This window comes from Rhizobium lentis (genome assembly GCF_017352135.1).
Classification (GTDB): domain Bacteria; phylum Pseudomonadota; class Alphaproteobacteria; order Rhizobiales; family Rhizobiaceae; genus Rhizobium; species Rhizobium lentis.
This window is the reverse complement of record NZ_CP071455.1, coordinates 829,089-845,001: the sequence shown is the minus strand read 5'-3', so window position 1 is coordinate 845,001 and position 15,913 is coordinate 829,089. Positions and strand designations below refer to the sequence as shown.

15 protein-coding genes are annotated in these 15,913 nt (G+C 61.3%); 6 read left to right on the top strand and 9 right to left on the bottom strand.

The genetic code is table 11. The features are described 5' to 3' along the window. Positions 1 to 3: 3 nt before the first annotated feature. Positions 4 to 726, top strand: a complete 723-nt coding sequence (locus J0663_RS26190; RefSeq protein WP_207244907.1) for a metallophosphoesterase family protein — start codon at positions 4 to 6, stop codon at positions 724 to 726. Positions 727 to 755: 29 nt separating this feature from the next. On the opposite strand, the gene J0663_RS26185 is transcribed toward J0663_RS26190, so the two are convergent. After that, positions 756 to 1,019, bottom strand: coding sequence for a hypothetical protein (locus tag J0663_RS26185; protein WP_207244906.1), 264 nt, complete (start codon positions 1,017 to 1,019; stop codon positions 756 to 758). Positions 1,020 to 1,062: 43 nt separating this feature from the next. Then, on the bottom strand, positions 1,063 to 1,308 hold the full coding sequence (locus tag J0663_RS26180; protein ID WP_207244905.1) for a hypothetical protein: 246 nt from the start codon (positions 1,306 to 1,308) through the stop codon (positions 1,063 to 1,065). Positions 1,309 to 1,700: 392 nt separating this feature from the next. Here J0663_RS26180 and J0663_RS26175 point away from each other — a divergent pair, with 392 nt between their 5' ends. After that, on the top strand, positions 1,701 to 3,683 hold the full coding sequence (locus tag J0663_RS26175; protein ID WP_207244904.1) for a protein-L-isoaspartate(D-aspartate) O-methyltransferase: 1,983 nt from the start codon (positions 1,701 to 1,703) through the stop codon (positions 3,681 to 3,683). Between the two features lie 228 nt (positions 3,684 to 3,911). Further along, on the top strand, positions 3,912 to 4,307 hold the full coding sequence (locus J0663_RS26170) for a DUF2934 domain-containing protein (protein ID WP_207244903.1): 396 nt from the start codon (positions 3,912 to 3,914) through the stop codon (positions 4,305 to 4,307). Positions 4,308 to 4,351: 44 nt separating this feature from the next. On the opposite strand, the gene J0663_RS26165 is transcribed toward J0663_RS26170, so the two are convergent. The 7 genes from J0663_RS26165 to J0663_RS26135 form a co-directional block, all read right to left on the bottom strand. Beyond that, a complete protein-coding gene (locus tag J0663_RS26165) occupies positions 4,352 to 5,116 on the bottom strand; it encodes a FadR/GntR family transcriptional regulator (protein WP_207244902.1) in 765 nt (254 codons plus the stop codon). 113 nt (positions 5,117 to 5,229) lie between these two features. Continuing rightward, positions 5,230 to 6,291: a four-carbon acid sugar kinase family protein gene (locus tag J0663_RS26160; protein WP_207244901.1), complete on the bottom strand. Its 1,062-nt coding sequence runs from the start codon at positions 6,289 to 6,291 to the stop codon at positions 5,230 to 5,232. Then, on the bottom strand, positions 6,288 to 7,277 hold the full coding sequence (locus J0663_RS26155) for an ABC transporter ATP-binding protein (protein WP_207244900.1): 990 nt from the start codon (positions 7,275 to 7,277) through the stop codon (positions 6,288 to 6,290). Before J0663_RS26155 ends, J0663_RS26160 begins: the two co-directional genes overlap by 4 nt. Then, entirely contained in the window at positions 7,277 to 8,284 is a 1,008-nt protein-coding gene (locus tag J0663_RS26150; protein WP_207244899.1) for an ABC transporter ATP-binding protein, read from the bottom strand. The genes J0663_RS26155 and J0663_RS26150 overlap by 1 nt, the downstream gene beginning before the upstream one ends. After that, positions 8,281 to 9,240, bottom strand: a complete 960-nt coding sequence (locus J0663_RS26145) for an ABC transporter permease (RefSeq protein ID WP_207244898.1) — start codon at positions 9,238 to 9,240, stop codon at positions 8,281 to 8,283. The genes J0663_RS26150 and J0663_RS26145 overlap by 4 nt, the downstream gene beginning before the upstream one ends. A 2-nt stretch (positions 9,241 to 9,242) precedes the next feature. After that, a complete protein-coding gene (locus J0663_RS26140; RefSeq protein WP_207244897.1) occupies positions 9,243 to 10,199 on the bottom strand; it encodes an ABC transporter permease in 957 nt (318 codons plus the stop codon). Positions 10,200 to 10,328: 129 nt separating this feature from the next. Next, positions 10,329 to 11,966: an ABC transporter substrate-binding protein gene (locus tag J0663_RS26135; protein WP_207244896.1), complete on the bottom strand. Its 1,638-nt coding sequence runs from the start codon at positions 11,964 to 11,966 to the stop codon at positions 10,329 to 10,331. Between the two features lie 325 nt (positions 11,967 to 12,291). Between J0663_RS26135 and J0663_RS26130 the strand changes: the two genes are divergently transcribed. The 3 genes from J0663_RS26130 (at position 12,292) to J0663_RS26120 (ending at position 15,885) form a co-directional block, all read left to right on the top strand. Then, on the top strand, positions 12,292 to 13,194 hold the full coding sequence (locus tag J0663_RS26130; RefSeq protein WP_207244895.1) for a dihydrodipicolinate synthase family protein: 903 nt from the start codon (positions 12,292 to 12,294) through the stop codon (positions 13,192 to 13,194). Positions 13,195 to 13,205: 11 nt separating this feature from the next. Continuing rightward, positions 13,206 to 14,393 (top strand): sialidase family protein, encoded by a 1,188-nt coding sequence (locus tag J0663_RS26125; RefSeq protein WP_207244894.1) that lies wholly within the window; start codon positions 13,206 to 13,208, stop codon positions 14,391 to 14,393. A gap of 358 nt (positions 14,394 to 14,751) precedes the next feature. Beyond that, complete coding sequence (locus tag J0663_RS26120) at positions 14,752 to 15,885, top strand: iron-containing alcohol dehydrogenase (RefSeq protein ID WP_207244893.1); 1,134 nt, start codon at positions 14,752 to 14,754, stop codon at positions 15,883 to 15,885. Positions 15,886 to 15,913 lie beyond the last annotated feature (28 nt).

Here is a 15,913-nt window from a genome sequence, read left to right as displayed (position 1 = left end):
GCGATGGATGATCAGCGAAAGAGCGTGAGGATTGCGGCAGTGGCCGATCTCCACATGACGGAAGACGGCGCGAAATCCTACAAGGATCTGTTCGCGGAGATCTCTTCCGTCGCCGACGTCCTCGTCATCGCCGGCGATCTGACCGATCTCGGCAAGCCAAAGGAGGCCGAACTGCTTGCGAGCGATCTGCGCCATTGCACGGTACCGACCGTCGCGGTTCTCGGCAATCATGATCACGAGAGCGGCCAGGTCGAGGATGTCTGCCGGGTCCTGACGGATGCCGGAGTGAAGCTGCTGAACGGCCAGGCGGCCGAAGTCGCCGGCGTCGGCTTCGTCGGCGTCAAGGGGTTCGCCGGCGGCTTCGGTCGCCATATGCTCGGCTCGTTCGGCGAGGCGGCGATCAAGGCGATGGTGGCCGAAAGCGTGGAGGAGTCGATGCGCCTTGAAAACGCGATGCGCCAGGTCCGCTCCGATCGTTCCCTCGTCATCTTGCACTATGCGCCGATTGCCGAAACAGTGGCGGGCGAGCCCCTGGAAATCTATCCGTTCCTCGGATCTTCACGGCTGGCGGAAACCATCGACCGATTTCGGGTCGATGCCGTCGTGCACGGTCATGCCCATCGTGGATCCTACGAGGGCCGCACGCCGGGTGGCGCCCCCGTCTACAATGTCGCGGCCCATATCGAGAAGCCGACCGGAAAGCCCTATGCATTGCTTGAGCTCTGATCGTGGCGCTTCATCCGACTGCCGGGGCGCTAGCTTCGCTCGACGAATTTGTTGAAGCGGCTCGTCTTTCCGTCCTTGGTCTTGTCCTGGTAGAGAAAGGCAAGCCTGTTTTGGTCGAAAATCTTGAAGAATTCGTCCCAGTCGATCTCATCGAATTCTTCTTCCTTTTCGCCGAAATCGATGCGAAGAACGCCGCCTTTGCCCCCGGTTCGGATAGCCGCCGGCCTGCCGTCCCTTTCCTCCGCCCATTTGCGGATTTTTTTGTGATCCGTCGTCGTCTCAGAGCTGCTCATTGAAGCTTCCTTTCACATGATATTCACACCCCGCCAGAAGCCGCTACAGGAGCGGCTGTCTTTGCTTCCAGTCGCGATACGGTGCGAGCAATCGGCCGGGATAGCGCCGCTCGATTTCGCTTTCAGCCAGAGCGATGCGGGCGAGGATCTCTTCTGCTGCCTCGCCTTCGGCGGCCTCGCTCGCTTTTTCCAAGTCGTTCATGATCACGAACAATTCGTCGTCGGTCATCGCCTCAAGGCGGGAAACGAGATCTTTGACCGGTTCGCTGATAAGTGGATTGGTGGACACTGGCGCCTCTCTGCTGATGCCTGTCCAACTTCGCGCCCTAAACTAAGTTCCACCGACAGGCCGAGCAAAATGCGATCACCCCCTGCTCTTCCCGATAGGCCGCCGGGGAACCGTTGCTACTCTTCGAAATTTGCCAATTTGCCCTGCGCCGCCTGCCCTGCTCACGCGGCAGCTTCTGCTACCAATTGTTTTCCGCTGTTTTGGGATAAGCACCGCCACCTGGCCTGGGCGCCGTTCGGAGGTTCCTCACGCCGTGCATGGCGAACCAGCCAACAATGAGTTTCCCGAAAACCTGCTCAAGGCAGGAACTCCTAGCTCGCGCGTTCGTTTTCCGTTCTTATGCACGATCAGAAATTCGCCCGAGATGCAATCGACGACAGTGGAGCTGATCCATGGATATGGCGCGCCTCCGAGACCGCATGGTTGAATACCATCTGATGCGTCGCGGCATTCGCGATCGAAGCGTGACGAGAGCGATGCGCACGGTCCCGCGCGAAAAATTCGTCGCTCCGGGCTTCGAGGAATTCGCTTATGAGGATGCGCCGCTAGCGATCGGCGAGGGCCAGACAATTTCGCAGCCCTACATCGTGGCGCTGATGCTTGAAAAGGCAAATCTCGATGCGGGCGACAAAGTCCTCGAGGTCGGCACGGGCTCCGGCTACGCATCCGCGCTCATCAGCCGGATCGCAAGGCACGTCTATTCTATCGAGCGTCATGAAAGATTGGCGCTTCAGGCAAGGGAGCGGTTCGAACAGCTCGGATACCGCAACATCGACGTGCGGATAGGCGATGGCAGCAAGGGCTGGGCGAAAACCGCGCCCTTCGACGCCATTATCGTTTCTGCCGGCGCTCCCGAGGTTCCAGCCGCCTTAAAAGAACAGCTGGACCTCGGGGGGCGGCTCATCATCCCCGTCGGGCAAGATGACCAGCAGCGCCTGAAACGCATTACGCGCACGGGAGCCGCCACCTTCGAGGAAGAAGATCTCGGTGGGGTATTCTTCGTCCCCTTGATCGGCGAAGACGCCTGGACCGCCGCCCACCCGATGTATACGCCGGCAGTCCCGCCGTCGCACCCGGAAGAAACACCTGATGCAATCATCGCAGCCGCAGCGGAAGAATTTTCGTCGATCAACGACAAGAGCTTTGCTGCCCTTTTCGACCGGTTTGCCGAAAGCCGCATCGTTCTGCTCGGCGAATCCACCCACGGCACCTCTGAATTTTATGAGGCGCGGGCCGCAATCAGCCGCCATCTGGTCGAACATCACGGGTTCAACATGATCGCCGTCGAAGCGGATTGGCCCGATGCCGCCATGATCGACCGTTGGATCAACGGAAAAGCACCGACAGGCGGCCCGGCATTCAGCCGCTTTCCCGGATGGATGTGGCGAAACCGGGAATTCTCCCAGTTCGTCGGCTGGATGCATGACGAAAACGACCGCCGCAGGGCCTTGCAAAAGGATGCGATACGATTCTACGGCCTGGATCTCTACAACATGGCAGGATCGATCCGATCCGTGCTCGACTATCTCGAAGATGTCAGCCCGGAAACAGCCAGGGTCGCCAAGGAACGTTACGGTTGCCTCAGCCCCTGGCAAAGCCATCCAGCAACTTACGGCAGAGCCGTCCTCACCGATGCCTACCGGTCGTGCGAGGAGGCCGTGCTGAAACAATGCACGGAGCTTCTGGCGCGATCGCTGGATGACACGATTTCCGATGGCGACGATTTTCTGAACGCCGCCCAGTCAGCACGGCTGCTCGCAGCAGCCGAGCGATACTACCGCGTCATGTATTACGGCGGTTCTCAAGCCTGGAATCTTCGCGACACCTACATGGCCGATACCGTCGAACATCTCCTCGACTTTCACGGACGGGCGGCGAAAATCATCATATGGGCCCACAACTCGCACATTGGCGATGCCCGCTATACCGAGATGGCAGCTGCCCGCGACGAGCTGAACCTCGGCCAGCTGTGCCGCCAGCGTTTCGACGCAATGACCAGCCTCATAGGATTGGGAACCCATTCCGGCGAGGTGATTGCTGCAGACGATTGGGACGGAGAGGCCGAGAAGAAACGAATTCGACCGTCGCTCCCGCAAAGCTGCGAACGTTTATGTCACGATACCGGAAAGCCGCGATTTCTCCTTGATCTCAAAGGCAACGAGGAGCTGCATGCGAACCTGGTCGAACAGCGGCTCCAACGCTTCATCGGCGTCATCTATCGGCCGGAAACGGAACGGCTGAGCCATTACATGTCGACATCGCTGTCGCGCCAATATGATGCCTTCCTCTGGTTCGATGAAACCCGCGCACTTTCACCGCTCCTGCCGCAGGAAGGCGCTACGACCGATCAGGAAACCTTTCCTTTCGGCCTCTGAGGCGATCGTGCCAAAACTTCCGATCCTCGAGCTCAGCGGCAACTAACGGCACCACCGAAGGGCGGAAATCAGGCTGACCCGGTGGGGAACTCTCGGCCCGGCAAGAAGTTAGCGGATTATCAGGAGATCCCCCGCTCCGGAGCATCATCTCCAGATGGCCGAGGTGCTTAATAAGTGAACGGGAAGACCGCATAGTAAAAATGACGATCAAGCGGGCGGGAGGCAAGGATGATCGATCAGGAAACAAGAAGGATCCGCGCTTATCGGATTTGGGAAAGCGAGGGGCGCCCGGAAGGTCAGGATCTCGCGCATTGGTATCGGGCAGGCGACGAAGCGGTTGGTCCTGTGCCCGATCGCCGGGAATATATCAGCTATTCCCCCGGCACCGCGCCGGCAGGCTCGTTGATCATCAAACTCTACCGATCGAGCGACCAGATCCGGGGTTATGTTCGTACCGTCGCGGATACAAACCACGAGGACACGGTCTTTCCCGGCGAGGAAATGGAACCCGAGGCGGCATTCAAACTAGCAGAATCCCATAGAGCCGATAGCGGCAATCCCGTCTTTGTCGAACTCGTCGAAGACGTCGACTGGAACCCGTCCTGGGGCCGCCTGCGACCCTAGATTAGTCAAATCTGCAGCAACGCGCCCGATCCGTGAGAAGCGCCTCAGAAGGACAGGTCGAGCACCCTGCCCTCGAACAGACGGTCCCGGGAGCCTTCGAGGTGCGCCTTCATCAGCCTTTGCGCGTCGTCAGCCCGGCCATCGGCGATCGCCTTGTATATGGCATTATGCTCTTCGTAGACTTGTTCAAGACCCTGGCGCGGGCCGAGCAGCGAGAGGCCGTGGAGATGCATGCCGACCGCAATATGGGCCTTCAGCGCATCGATCGAGGCCGTGTAATAATGGTTGTTGGCAGCCTCCGTCACGGCGCGATGGAAGATGAAATCGGCGTCGGTGCGGTGAAGCTGATGGCTCGTCGCTTCGCGCAGGTCGGCAAGGGCGCTGGCGATCTTCTGGATTGCCTGCTCATTGCGGCGCTTGGCGGCGAAATAGGCGGCGGCCGGCTCAATCGTCAGGCGAAATTCGTAGCAGCGCTGGATATCGGCAATCGTCTTGACCGGCGAATAGGCAAGTTGGGTCGTCGGCGACCCATGCGCGCTGACGAAGGTTCCGGCTCCCTGGCGAGCATAGACGATGCCCTGATCGCGCAGGCGCGCGAGCGCATCGCGAACGATCGGCCGGGAGACACCCAGCATCGAGGCAAGCTCGTGTTCGCCGGGAAGGCGTGAATCCGGCGGGTAATTTCCGCCGCGAATCCGTTCGAGCAGCTGATCGAAAACGCGATCGACCAGCTTGACGGCCTTGCCGCGTTCGGGCTTGCCCGGCGGGCCGGCTTCCGCGTTCAAAGATTCGCCATTCGCTTCAACCACGTCATTCTCCCCGACGGTATCTTCCTAAAGCATGATGCCGAAAAGTGTGAGCGGTTTTCGGATCATGCTCCCACAACAGTATTTAGAACAGGGCGATTCAGCCTAAAATCGCCCTATGCCACCTGATTCCGAAGAACCAGTTTTAACAAACTATCGGGCTTGCCGAAGCCCCCCGACTTGACCGCGCATCGAAAATGCCGCCCGTCGGCGGCCGCGACCTCGAACCACGGAATGCCGGCCTCAATCTCACCCCTCGGCGCCAGCACCCTCACCCCAAGCGCCTGGAAAACGGCGAGTGCGGTATCGCCGCCGCCGACCATCAGCATATCGGGCCTGGTATCATCGATGAGCATTCTGACGCCTGCGGCAAAGCGGCGAGCGACGAGGGTCGCATCAGCCGTCAAGTCGCCAGTGCAGCGTAGCAGCACTGGCAGCGCCAGGCCCTCCCCGCACTCGATCTCGCCCATCGGCGCCTCCACCACCATACGCAAGGCACCTGAGGCTTCGAGCCGTTTCATCTGGGCGGCTGTGATCGGATCGCGCGACCCGAAGGCAAACAGCGTCCGCGGGCTCGCCTTGAATTCCGTCAGGGGTTGTCCCTCTTCGGCAAACCGGCGGGCAAGTGCCGCGCCGAGGCCGCGCGCGCCGACGGCAAGTGTCCTCAGCCAATCATGGCCGCCGGCAATCAAGTCGAGATCCGAATCGTCCTCGGCATCGGCAACGACGACATTGTCCCTGCGGCCCTCGAACAGGTCGGCGATCCGCAGCGGTCTGGCGATCCCGCGGCCGACGACGCAGCCGCGGTAAGTCACGCGTTCCTGGTCGGGAATGGCCGGCGCCACCAGAATCGTCTCCAGGCCGAGCGCTTCTGCAAGCGCCAGGCTTTCCGCCGCGACATTCCCCTTCAGCCGGGAGTCGATCTTCTTCATGACGACGGCGGGCTTCGCGCCATGAAAGGCCCGTATTGCTATCCGGACCCTTTCGGCGGCGTCACGCGCGCCGAGCGCGCGCGAGGCCGTGTTTATGACGATGACATCGCAGCCTCTCGCAATCGCTTCCTGCGCCGCCTCGACATCGACGGCAACCGCAACCGAAAGGCCGGCGGCGACGAAAGGCGTGCCGGTATCGAGCGCGCCGGTCAGATCGTCGGCAATGATGACGGCCTTCAGTGTCATGTCTGCCCCGGGTTGACGGCGTGGCAGGCAACGAGATGGCCGGGCCGGGCCTCCTTCCACACAGGAACGACTTTGCTGCAGACATCCATGGCGATCGGGCAGCGCGTGTGGAAACGACAGCCGGAAGGCGGGTTCAGCGGGCTCGGCACATCGCCCTGCAGGATCTGGTGCTGGCGGGCGCGCTCATGCTCGGGATCGGTTTCAGGAACAGCCGACAGCAGCGCCCTGGTATAGGGGTGCAGCGGATTGTCGAAGAGTTCCTCGCGGGTCGCGAGTTCGGCGAGTCGCCCGAGATACATGACGCCGACGCGCGTGCTGATGTGGCGCACGACCGCGAGATCATGGGCGATGAAGAGATAGGTCAGCCCATACTTCTCCTGCAGATCGAGCAGCAGGTTGATGATCTGCGCCTGGATCGACACGTCGAGCGCCGAGATCGCCTCGTCGCAGACGATGAATTTCGGCTGGCAGGCGAGCGCGCGGGCGATGACGACGCGCTGGCGCTGACCGCCGGAAAGCTCGTGCGGGTAACGCTGGGCAAAGCGTGTGGGAAGGCCGACATCGGTGAGCAGCATCGCCACCTTCTCCTTCAGCTCGGCCTTCGTGCAAAGCTTATGAAAGAGGATTGGCTCGCCGATCGCTTCGCCAACCGTCATGCGCGGGTTGAGCGTCGAGTACGGGTCCTGGAAGACGATCTGCAGGTCGCGGCGGAAAGGCCGCATCTGCTTCTCGTTGAGCGAAGCGAGGTCCTGGCCCTTGTAGACGACCCTGCCGCTGGTCGCCTTGTAGAGATTGAGGATGGTAAAACCGGTCGTCGACTTGCCGCAGCCGGATTCGCCGACGAGGCTCAGCGTCTCGCCTTCCATGATGTCAAGATCGACATTGTCGAGCGCATAGACGGTCGCCGAGCGTTCGCCGAAGGCGCCGAGCTTGACGTGAAAATGCTTGACCAGGTTTTCGACCTTGAGCAGCGGTTGAGCAGCCATCACGCGGCCTCCTGCATTCTCTGGACGACGAAACAGGCGGCGCGGTGTTTGCTGCTGCCGCTCAAAGGTTCGAGCCGCGGCACCTTCTCGTGACAGATCGTCTCGGCGAGTGGGCAGCGCGGCGCAAAGGGGCAGCCCTTCGGCCGGCGGCCCGGCTCCGGCGGCGTCCCGCCGATCGAGCTCAGCCGGCTTGCCGGCGGATCCGACAGTTTCGGGATCGAGGAGAGCAGGCCGCGCGTATAGGGATGGCTCGGGCGGGCGTAGAGCTCGTCGACCGGCGCGTCCTCCACGACCGTGCCGGCATAGAGCACGGCGACGCGATCGACGAGCCCGGCGATCAGCGCCAGATCGTGGGTGATCCAGACGACGGACATGCCGAGCTTGGCTCTGAGATCCTTCACCAGATCGACGATCTGGGCCTGGATCGTGACGTCGAGCGCAGTCGTAGGCTCGTCGGCGATCAGGAGCTTCGGATTGCAGGCCAGGCCGATCGCGATCATCACGCGCTGGCGCATGCCGCCGGAAAGCTCGTGCGGAAATGCCTGCAGGCGCTCTTCCGGGCCGGGAATACCGACGAGGCGCAGCAGCTCGACTGCGCGGGCGCGGGCTTGCGCCTTCTTCATGCCGCGGTGATAGATCAGCGGTTCGCAGATCTGGTCGCCGACGCGCATGACGGGATTGAGCGAGGTCATCGGATCCTGGAAGACGAAGCCGATATCGCCGCCACGCACCTTGCGCAGCTCGGCATTCGACATCGTCTGCAGGTCGCGGCCGTCAAAGCTCGCCGTACCTTTGGCGACTTTGATCTTGTTCGGCAGGAGCCGCATCAGGCTCAGCATGGTGAGGCTTTTGCCGCAGCCGGATTCGCCGACGACGCCGAGCGTCTCGCCTTTGTCGACATGCAGATCGATACCGTCGACGACGACGGCCGGACCGTTGCGGCCGTCGATCTCGACTGTAAGACCCCTGACATCGAGCAGGCGTTCCCTGTTTTGCGTGTCCATCATTTGCTGCCCCGCGGATTGAGCGCGTCGTTGAGGCCGTCGCCGAGGAAGCTGAAGGCAACCGAGGCAAGGCCGAGCACGGCCGCCGGAGCGGCAAGGAGATGCGGATAATGCTGCCAGACGCGAAGGCCGTCCGAGATCATGTTGCCCCAGCTCGGCGTCGGCGGATTGACCCCCACACCGAGGAAGCTGAAGGCACTTTCGAGAACCATCGCCGTGCCGAGGCCGGCGCTGACCGAGACGATCAAGGGGCCAAGCGCATTCGGCACGACATAGCGCTTGATGATGATCCAGTTCGACAGGCCGAGCGCCTGCGCCGCCGTAATATAGGGCCGGCTGCGAATCGACAGCACTTGGGCGCGCACGAGACGGGCATAGGGCGGCCAGGAGATAAGCGCCATCGAGCCGAAGACGAGAATGAAATCCACCCATATCGTCTGGCGGTAAAAGGGATTGAGGGTTTCGAGATAGCGCGCCTCCATCCAGCGGGTGATCGGCGATTTCAGCGAGGCATTGATGACGACGACCAGCAGAAGGTTGGGAACCGACATCGTCACGTCGGTCAGCCACATGATAGCGCGGTCGAAGGGATTGCCGAAGAACCCGGCCACTGCGCCGAGAGTCAGGCCGATCAGCACGGCGAAAAAAGTGACGATCACGGCAACCAGGAAGGCAGTTCGCGTGCCGAAGACCACGCGGCTGAAAACGTCGCGGCCGAGATCGTCGGTTCCGAAGAGATGGCTCATCGACGGTAGCGCGTTACGCGCGTTGAGGTCCTGGCTGAGATAATCATAGGGCGTGAGGTAAGGTCCGAAGATCGCCGTGAAAGCCAGGATCAGGACGACGACGAGGCCGAAGACGGCGAGCTTGTTGCGCCGCAGCCGATGCCAGGCGTCGCGCCACAGGCTGACCGGCGGCTCCTCGGCGGTTTCGGTGGTGGAAAGAGGGATTGCGGACATGGTCAGCGGCTCCTTCTTGAATCATTGGCGCGCGGGTCGAGCAGCGGATAGAGCACGTCCACCAGCAGGTTCGACACCATGACGAGGAATGATCCGATCAGCGTGATTGCGAGTATGACCGGATAATCGGAATTGATCAGCGCCTGCACCGTCAGCCGGCCAAGACCCGGCAGGCCGAAGACGAGTTCGACGAAGATCGCGCCGTTGACGATGGTGATCATGATGAGACCAAGCTGCGTGACGACGGGTGTGAGCACCGGCCGCAGGATATGGCGCAGCGCCACGACGATCTCGGGCACCCCTTTGGCGCGGGCGGTGCGGACGAAATCCTCCGACAGCACCTCGATGACGGCGGCTCGGGTCTGGCGCACGATCAGCGCGATCGGCTGGAAGGAAAGGACGAGCAGCGGCAGCAGAATGCGGACATCGAGGATGCCGCCCCAGCCATAGGGCACACTCGCGCCCGGCAGCAACACGATGAGGCCGACCATCAGAAGCGGACCGGCGACATAGGCCGGGATCGCCCAGAGTAAGAGCGCGGACCCCAGAATGGCATAGTCGATGCGCGAATTCTGGTTCAGCGCGGCGATCATGCCGAGCGGGATCGCGACGACGGCCGTCAGGATGATGGAACAGAGGGCAAGCTGGAAGGAGACGGGCGCAGCGGCCGAGACCATGGCCCAGACCGAGCGGCCGGAGGTCAGCGAATTGCCGAACTGGCCGTGCAGCAGGTTCCAGATGTAAAGTCCGAACTGGACGATGAAGGGTTTGTTGAGGCCGGCACTTTCGCGGATCGCCTCGATGCGCTGCGGATTATAGGCGACATCACCAGGCGCGCGCAGGAAGATCAGCTTGATCGGATCGCCGGCGCCATAGAAGGCCAGCGCGTAGACGGCCAGCATCACGATCAGAACCGACGGAATCCAGATGGCAAACCGGGTTAGCACGTAGCGCAGCAAGGCCACCTCCCACCTGTTACGATGCGTTCTCATCCTCGAATATCAGGCGGATCGCATCTCTTCTTCTTGAAATTTGCGCGAAGACCTTGCGGCCTTCGCGCGCTTACTGCCAGGAACGAACGTTCCGGATCAGCCGATGGAAATGTTCCAGGGCTCGACGATCTGCCAGTCGAGGTTCTTCTCCAGGCCCTTGACCTCCTTGGTGGCCCAGCGCGACATCGCCTGAGAATACCATGGGATGAAGGCCCAATCGTCGCGGAACGCCTTCTGGGCTTGCTGGGCGAGAGCGATACGCTGCGGATCATCCGCAGGCTTGGTCGTCGCTTCGGCCAGAGCGCTGTCGACCTTGTCGTTCTTGTATCCGCCGAGCTTGTTCTGGGCGTTCGAAGAGGTCGAGGCGATGGAACCCGCCAGATAAGAGACGGCATCGGGAACGCGGGTGCCGACGTCGTCGCGGAAGATCTGGACCGAATTCTGGTCCGGACCGGCATAGGAATCCTGCTGCGGCTTCATATCGACGGCCGTGATGCCGAGATTCTGGCGCCACTGCTCGGCGATGAACTGGGCGGCAGCCTGAATCGCCGGCCCCGAGATGCCGACAAACAGGATCTTCGGCAGGCGCTCCGGGCCGCCATAGCTCGATTCCGCAAGCAGCTTCTTTGCGCCTGCCGGATCATAGGGATAGGGCTCGAAACCGGAATTGTCGGCACCGGGAACCGAATTCAGGATCTGGTCGGCCTTCTTGTGCGGCCCGTCGGGATAGGAGGCCTTGAACAGGCCGTCGCGATCGACCGCCATGATCAGCGCCTGGCGGACCTTCGGATCGTCCATCGGCGCACGCGAAATGTTGAACCAGAAATGCTGGCTGGTCGGGATCAGCGGACCGGCCGAGAATTCCGGGCCGAGATCCTGGATGATGGTTGAGGTGATGAGTTCGGTATGGGCATTGAATTCGCCCGACTTGATCAGCGACGTCGCGCTGACATTGTCCTCGATCGAGGTGATGTCGATGCGCGCCAGCTTCGGCTTCGGCCCGAAGAAGTTCTCGTTCGGCTCGAAGGAGAGCTTGCCGGCGTCGATATCGATGCTCGTCAGCTTGAACGGGCCGGAGAAGACCGGCTGGCTGTCGGGCTTGTACCAGTCGATAATCTCCTCGCCGTCGCTGCCGCGCGACTGCGACGCCCTGGTGATCGGCGCGATGTGGTTTGCCAGCCGCATGAAGAAGATCGGATCGGCGGCAGCGAGCGTCACGACGACCGTTCCCTCGTCAGGGGTGGCAACGCCCGTGAGTTCGTTGCCGGAGCCGGCGGCGATTTCGGCATAGCCCTTGACCTTGCTCAGCACCTGGTCGGCGCGCTGACTCTTGGTGTTCGGCATCGAGGCAACTTCCCACGATCCCTTGACGTCGGCGGCAGTGATCCTGCTGCCGTCGGAGAAGACGGCCTTGGGATCGATCTTGAAGGTCCAGACGGTGTTGTCGGCCGATTCCCAGCTGGTGAAGACGTAAGGCTTGATATTGCCTTCGCTGTCGAAATACATCGGCGCGGCCCACCAGATCGAATTCCAGCGGAAAGTCCTGCCGCCGCCGCGCAGCGGCGACCAGTCCTGATCGAAGGCCGGATGCGCCACCTTAAGGACCTGGCCTTCATCTGCCAGCACGATGCGGGCATTCATCCCGAACACGGTGAGGCCGACGCCGGCCGCAAGACCGAGCTTCAGCGCGTTACGGCGCGATATATTGGTTTTATCCGATTGATCAAAAGACATGTGTTCCTCCCACGGTGAATTCGGCAGCGCTCTCCCTGCGCCCTGCCTGGCGCAGCACAATCCGTCCCATATCGTTCTCTCGTTATTGTAAATATGTCAATAAAAAATCGCAGTTTTGAGCCGTTGAAAATATTGAGTTAAAAATAACACAATAATTACAATCAGATAAATTTTTGCTCTCGCAATGGTCCATTTTGTCTTCTTGACAAAAGCGTCGTTATGGAAAAGTTCTTTGCATTCCATCGCCACAGACGAATGACAATTTTGTGCGGCCGGGCGGTTCAACAGGATCGGCACGACAGGGCCGCGCCCCAGGGAGGGCGGAATGAGCCATAGAATTACAGGCGTTTTCAGCGCGGCGGCAACGCCGCTGACAGCAGACAATACGCCGGATCTCGGCCTTTTTACCGATCATTGCCGACGGCTGCTGGACGAGGGCTGCCATGGCGTGGCCCTGCTCGGCACGACCGGTGAGGCCAACTCTTTCTCCGGAGCCGAACGCCGCGCCATTCTGGAGGCGGCGCTGAAGGCCGGCATTTCAGCCGATAAGCTGCTGCCGGGCACCGGTGTCGTCGCCATTCCCGAAACCGTGGAACTGACCCGGCACGCGCTATCGCTCGGCGTCACCAAAGTGGTGATGCTGCCGCCCTTCTACTACAAGGGCGTTTCCGATGACGGCTTGTTTGCCGCCTATTCGCAGGTGCTGGAAAAGGTCGCCGACACCCGCCTGCGGGTCATCCTCTATCATATTCCGCAGGTCTCCGGGGTGCCGCTCTCCATCCCGCTAATCGGGCGACTGATTGCGGCCTTCCCGGAAACGGTCGTCGGCATCAAGGAATCGGCCGGCGATTTCAACAATATGCAGGCGATCATCGCCGCCTATCCCGGCTTTTCGGTGCTGGCGGGGGCCGATCCGCTGCTGCTGCCACTCCTGAAGGCGGACGGCGCCGGCTGCATCACCGCCACCTCCAACCTTGTGGCGGATTCGCTGCGCACCGTCTACGACCACGTCCATGACGAGACGCGCGCCGCCGATGTCGAGGCGGCGCAGGCACGTATTAACGCCTATCGCACGCTTTCCAATTCCTACGTCCAGATCCCGACCATCAAGGCAATGATCGGGCTAAAAGCAGGCAATCCTGCCTGGAAGCGCACACGCGCGCCACTGATGCCGCTCAGCGATGCCGATTATGCCGCACTCGCCGAAAGCTACGCCAAGCTGCCTTGAGGAGTTCCGTCATGCGTTTTACCGGCCTGCCCCCGGAAGCCGTTCCGGCCCTGATGACCGGCATTATTGTCCCTCATCCCTCTGTCGAGGGCCGCGCCGAAGCGTATCTGCCCTCCCCCTGCATCCAGAACCACGCCGCAAATCTCGCCTTTCTGCCTGACGGCACGCTGAACTGCGTCTGGTTCGGCGGCACGATGGAGGGCATGGGCGATATTTCAATTTACATGTCGCGCCTGGCGCCCGGTTCCGAACGCTGGTCGGAGCCGGAAAAAATGAGCGACGACCCGCAGAAATCCGAGCAGAATCCATTGCTTTTCAATGCGCCTGACGGAAAGACATGGCTGCTCTACACCTCGCAAACGTCAGGCAATCAGGACGGTGCCATCGTCAAATGCCGGATTTCAAATGATGGCGGCAAGACCTTCGGTCCCGTCCGGATACTCTGCGACAGCCCCGGCACCTTCGTTCGCCAGCAGATCGTCGTCAACGGCTCCGGCGACTGGCTGCTGCCGGTCTTCCGCTGCGTCGGCCTGAACGGCCAGCGCTGGAGCGGCGATGCCGACACAGCTGCCGTGCTGATCTCGCGCGACGGCGGTGCGAGCTGGCAAATGCTCGATATTCCGGACAGTCTCGGCGCGGTGCACATGAACATCCTGCCGCTTGGCGGCGATGAGATGATCGCCTTCTACCGCAACCGTTTCGCCGAAAACATCCTGTCCAGCCGATCGACCGATGGCGGCGAGAGCTGGAGCGCGCCCGCGCCAATCGACCTGCCGAACAACAATTCCTCGATCCAGGCCACGATACTGAATAATGGAGCGATTGCAATGGTTTATAACCATGCGAATGCCGGAACGTCTGATGCCCGGCGCCAGTCCCTTTATGACGAAATCGAGGGCGGCGAGGCCGGAGAGACTGCCGTTGTCGCCGATAACAGCGCACGCAAGGCCGTCTGGGGCGTTCCGCGGGCGCCGCTCAGCCTGGCCATATCGCGGGATAGCGGCTGGAGCTTTCCTGATCGTGTCGATCTCGATACCGGCGACGGCTTCTGCCTCAGCAACAACTCGAAGGATTCGCTGAACCGCGAATTCTCCTATCCATCGGTCCTCCAGGGCCGCGACGGCGCGCTTCATATCGCTTATACCTATTACCGGCGCGCCATCAAATATGTCCGCCTTGCCCCGCAGTCGCTGCCGTAAGCGAGGCCCGTCTAGAATTGTAAAACTGCATCTGATCACATGCGAAGAGATGCAGGGTATAGGCATTGCCCGTCGTGGGAACGATTGGTAATTGACAACAGCGTCGAGGTCTTCGCCACCCTCATCCTAGCGGATTTGCGTGGCGCCCGGGAATGCCACCGCGGTGCCATTTATTTGGCAACATGCTGATATATCATCATAATATCGGGATGATGATTGCGCTTCTCATCTAACCGGCCCCGATACCCCGCTGATAAAATTCCCGTTCGTGCGAGTGCCGACTTGACATTGAGCTTACAACTTTACATTAAAGAAGGCGACATCATTGCCGCAAGGTCTTGCAGGGAGGACTGGTTTCATGGCCAGCTTAGATTCGCCGATCACGATGGTTCGGCCGCATCTGATCGAATTCGGCATCGGCACTGCGGGAAAGCTCGGTAAATGGGCAGCCGAAAGGGGCTACCGGCGCACGCTCATCATCTCCGACGCCTTCAATGCCTCACGTATCGACCTCTTGGAGCTGAAGGGTGAGGTCACGGTCTTCTCCGAGGTGACGCCGGAACCGGATACGGCCAATCTCGAAAAGGTCCTGGCGGCGGCCAACTTCGCGGACGCCGAACTGATCGTCGGTTTCGGTGGCGGCAGCGCCATGGATCTCGCCAAGCTCGCCGCCGTGCTTGCCGGCTCGGCTCAGACCCTGCAGGAGGTCGTCGGCCCGCACAAGGTGCATGGGCCGCGCAAGGTGGGGCTCGCCCAGGTCCCGACGACATCGGGAACCGGCAGTGAGGCCGGCATCCGCGCGCTCGTCACCGATCCGGCGACGAAGGCAAAGCTTGCGGTGGAAAGCCTGCATATGCTCGCAGACATAGCCGTCATCGATCCGGCCCTGACCTTCAGCGTGCCGGCCCGCACCACCGCCGCCACCGGCGTCGATGCGATGGCCCATTGCGTCGAGGCCTTCACCAACCGCAAAGCCCATCCGATGGTCGACATCTATGCAATCGAGGGAACGCGGCTCGTCGGCAAATATCTCGCCCGCGCCGTCAAGGACGGTAATGACGCCGAGGCACGTTCCGGCCTCTCGCTCGCCTCGCTTTACGGCGGCTTTTGCCTCGGTCCGGTCAACACTGCCGGCGGCCACGCGCTCGCCTATCCCCTCGGCACGCGCTGGCATGTCGCGCATGGTGCCGCCAATGCATTGATCTTTCCGCATGTGCTTGCCTTCAACACGCCGGCTGCCCCGGAAAAGACGAAGGCGGTGATGGAAGCACTGAGCTTTAAACCCTCGGGGAATATCGCATCCGTCTTCGATGCGGCGTACGCTTTCTGTGCCGAGCTCGGCATCGAGATGAAGCTTTCCCGCCTCGGCGTGCCGGAAAGCGATCTCGACGCCATGGCCGACGACGCTTTTGCCATTCGCCGTCTGCTCGATAACAATCCGCGCGATCTCTCGCGAGCCGACATCCGCTCGATCTACGCAGCCGCTTTTTAGGCGGAAGAGTTTTTTGGAAGGGACCCGA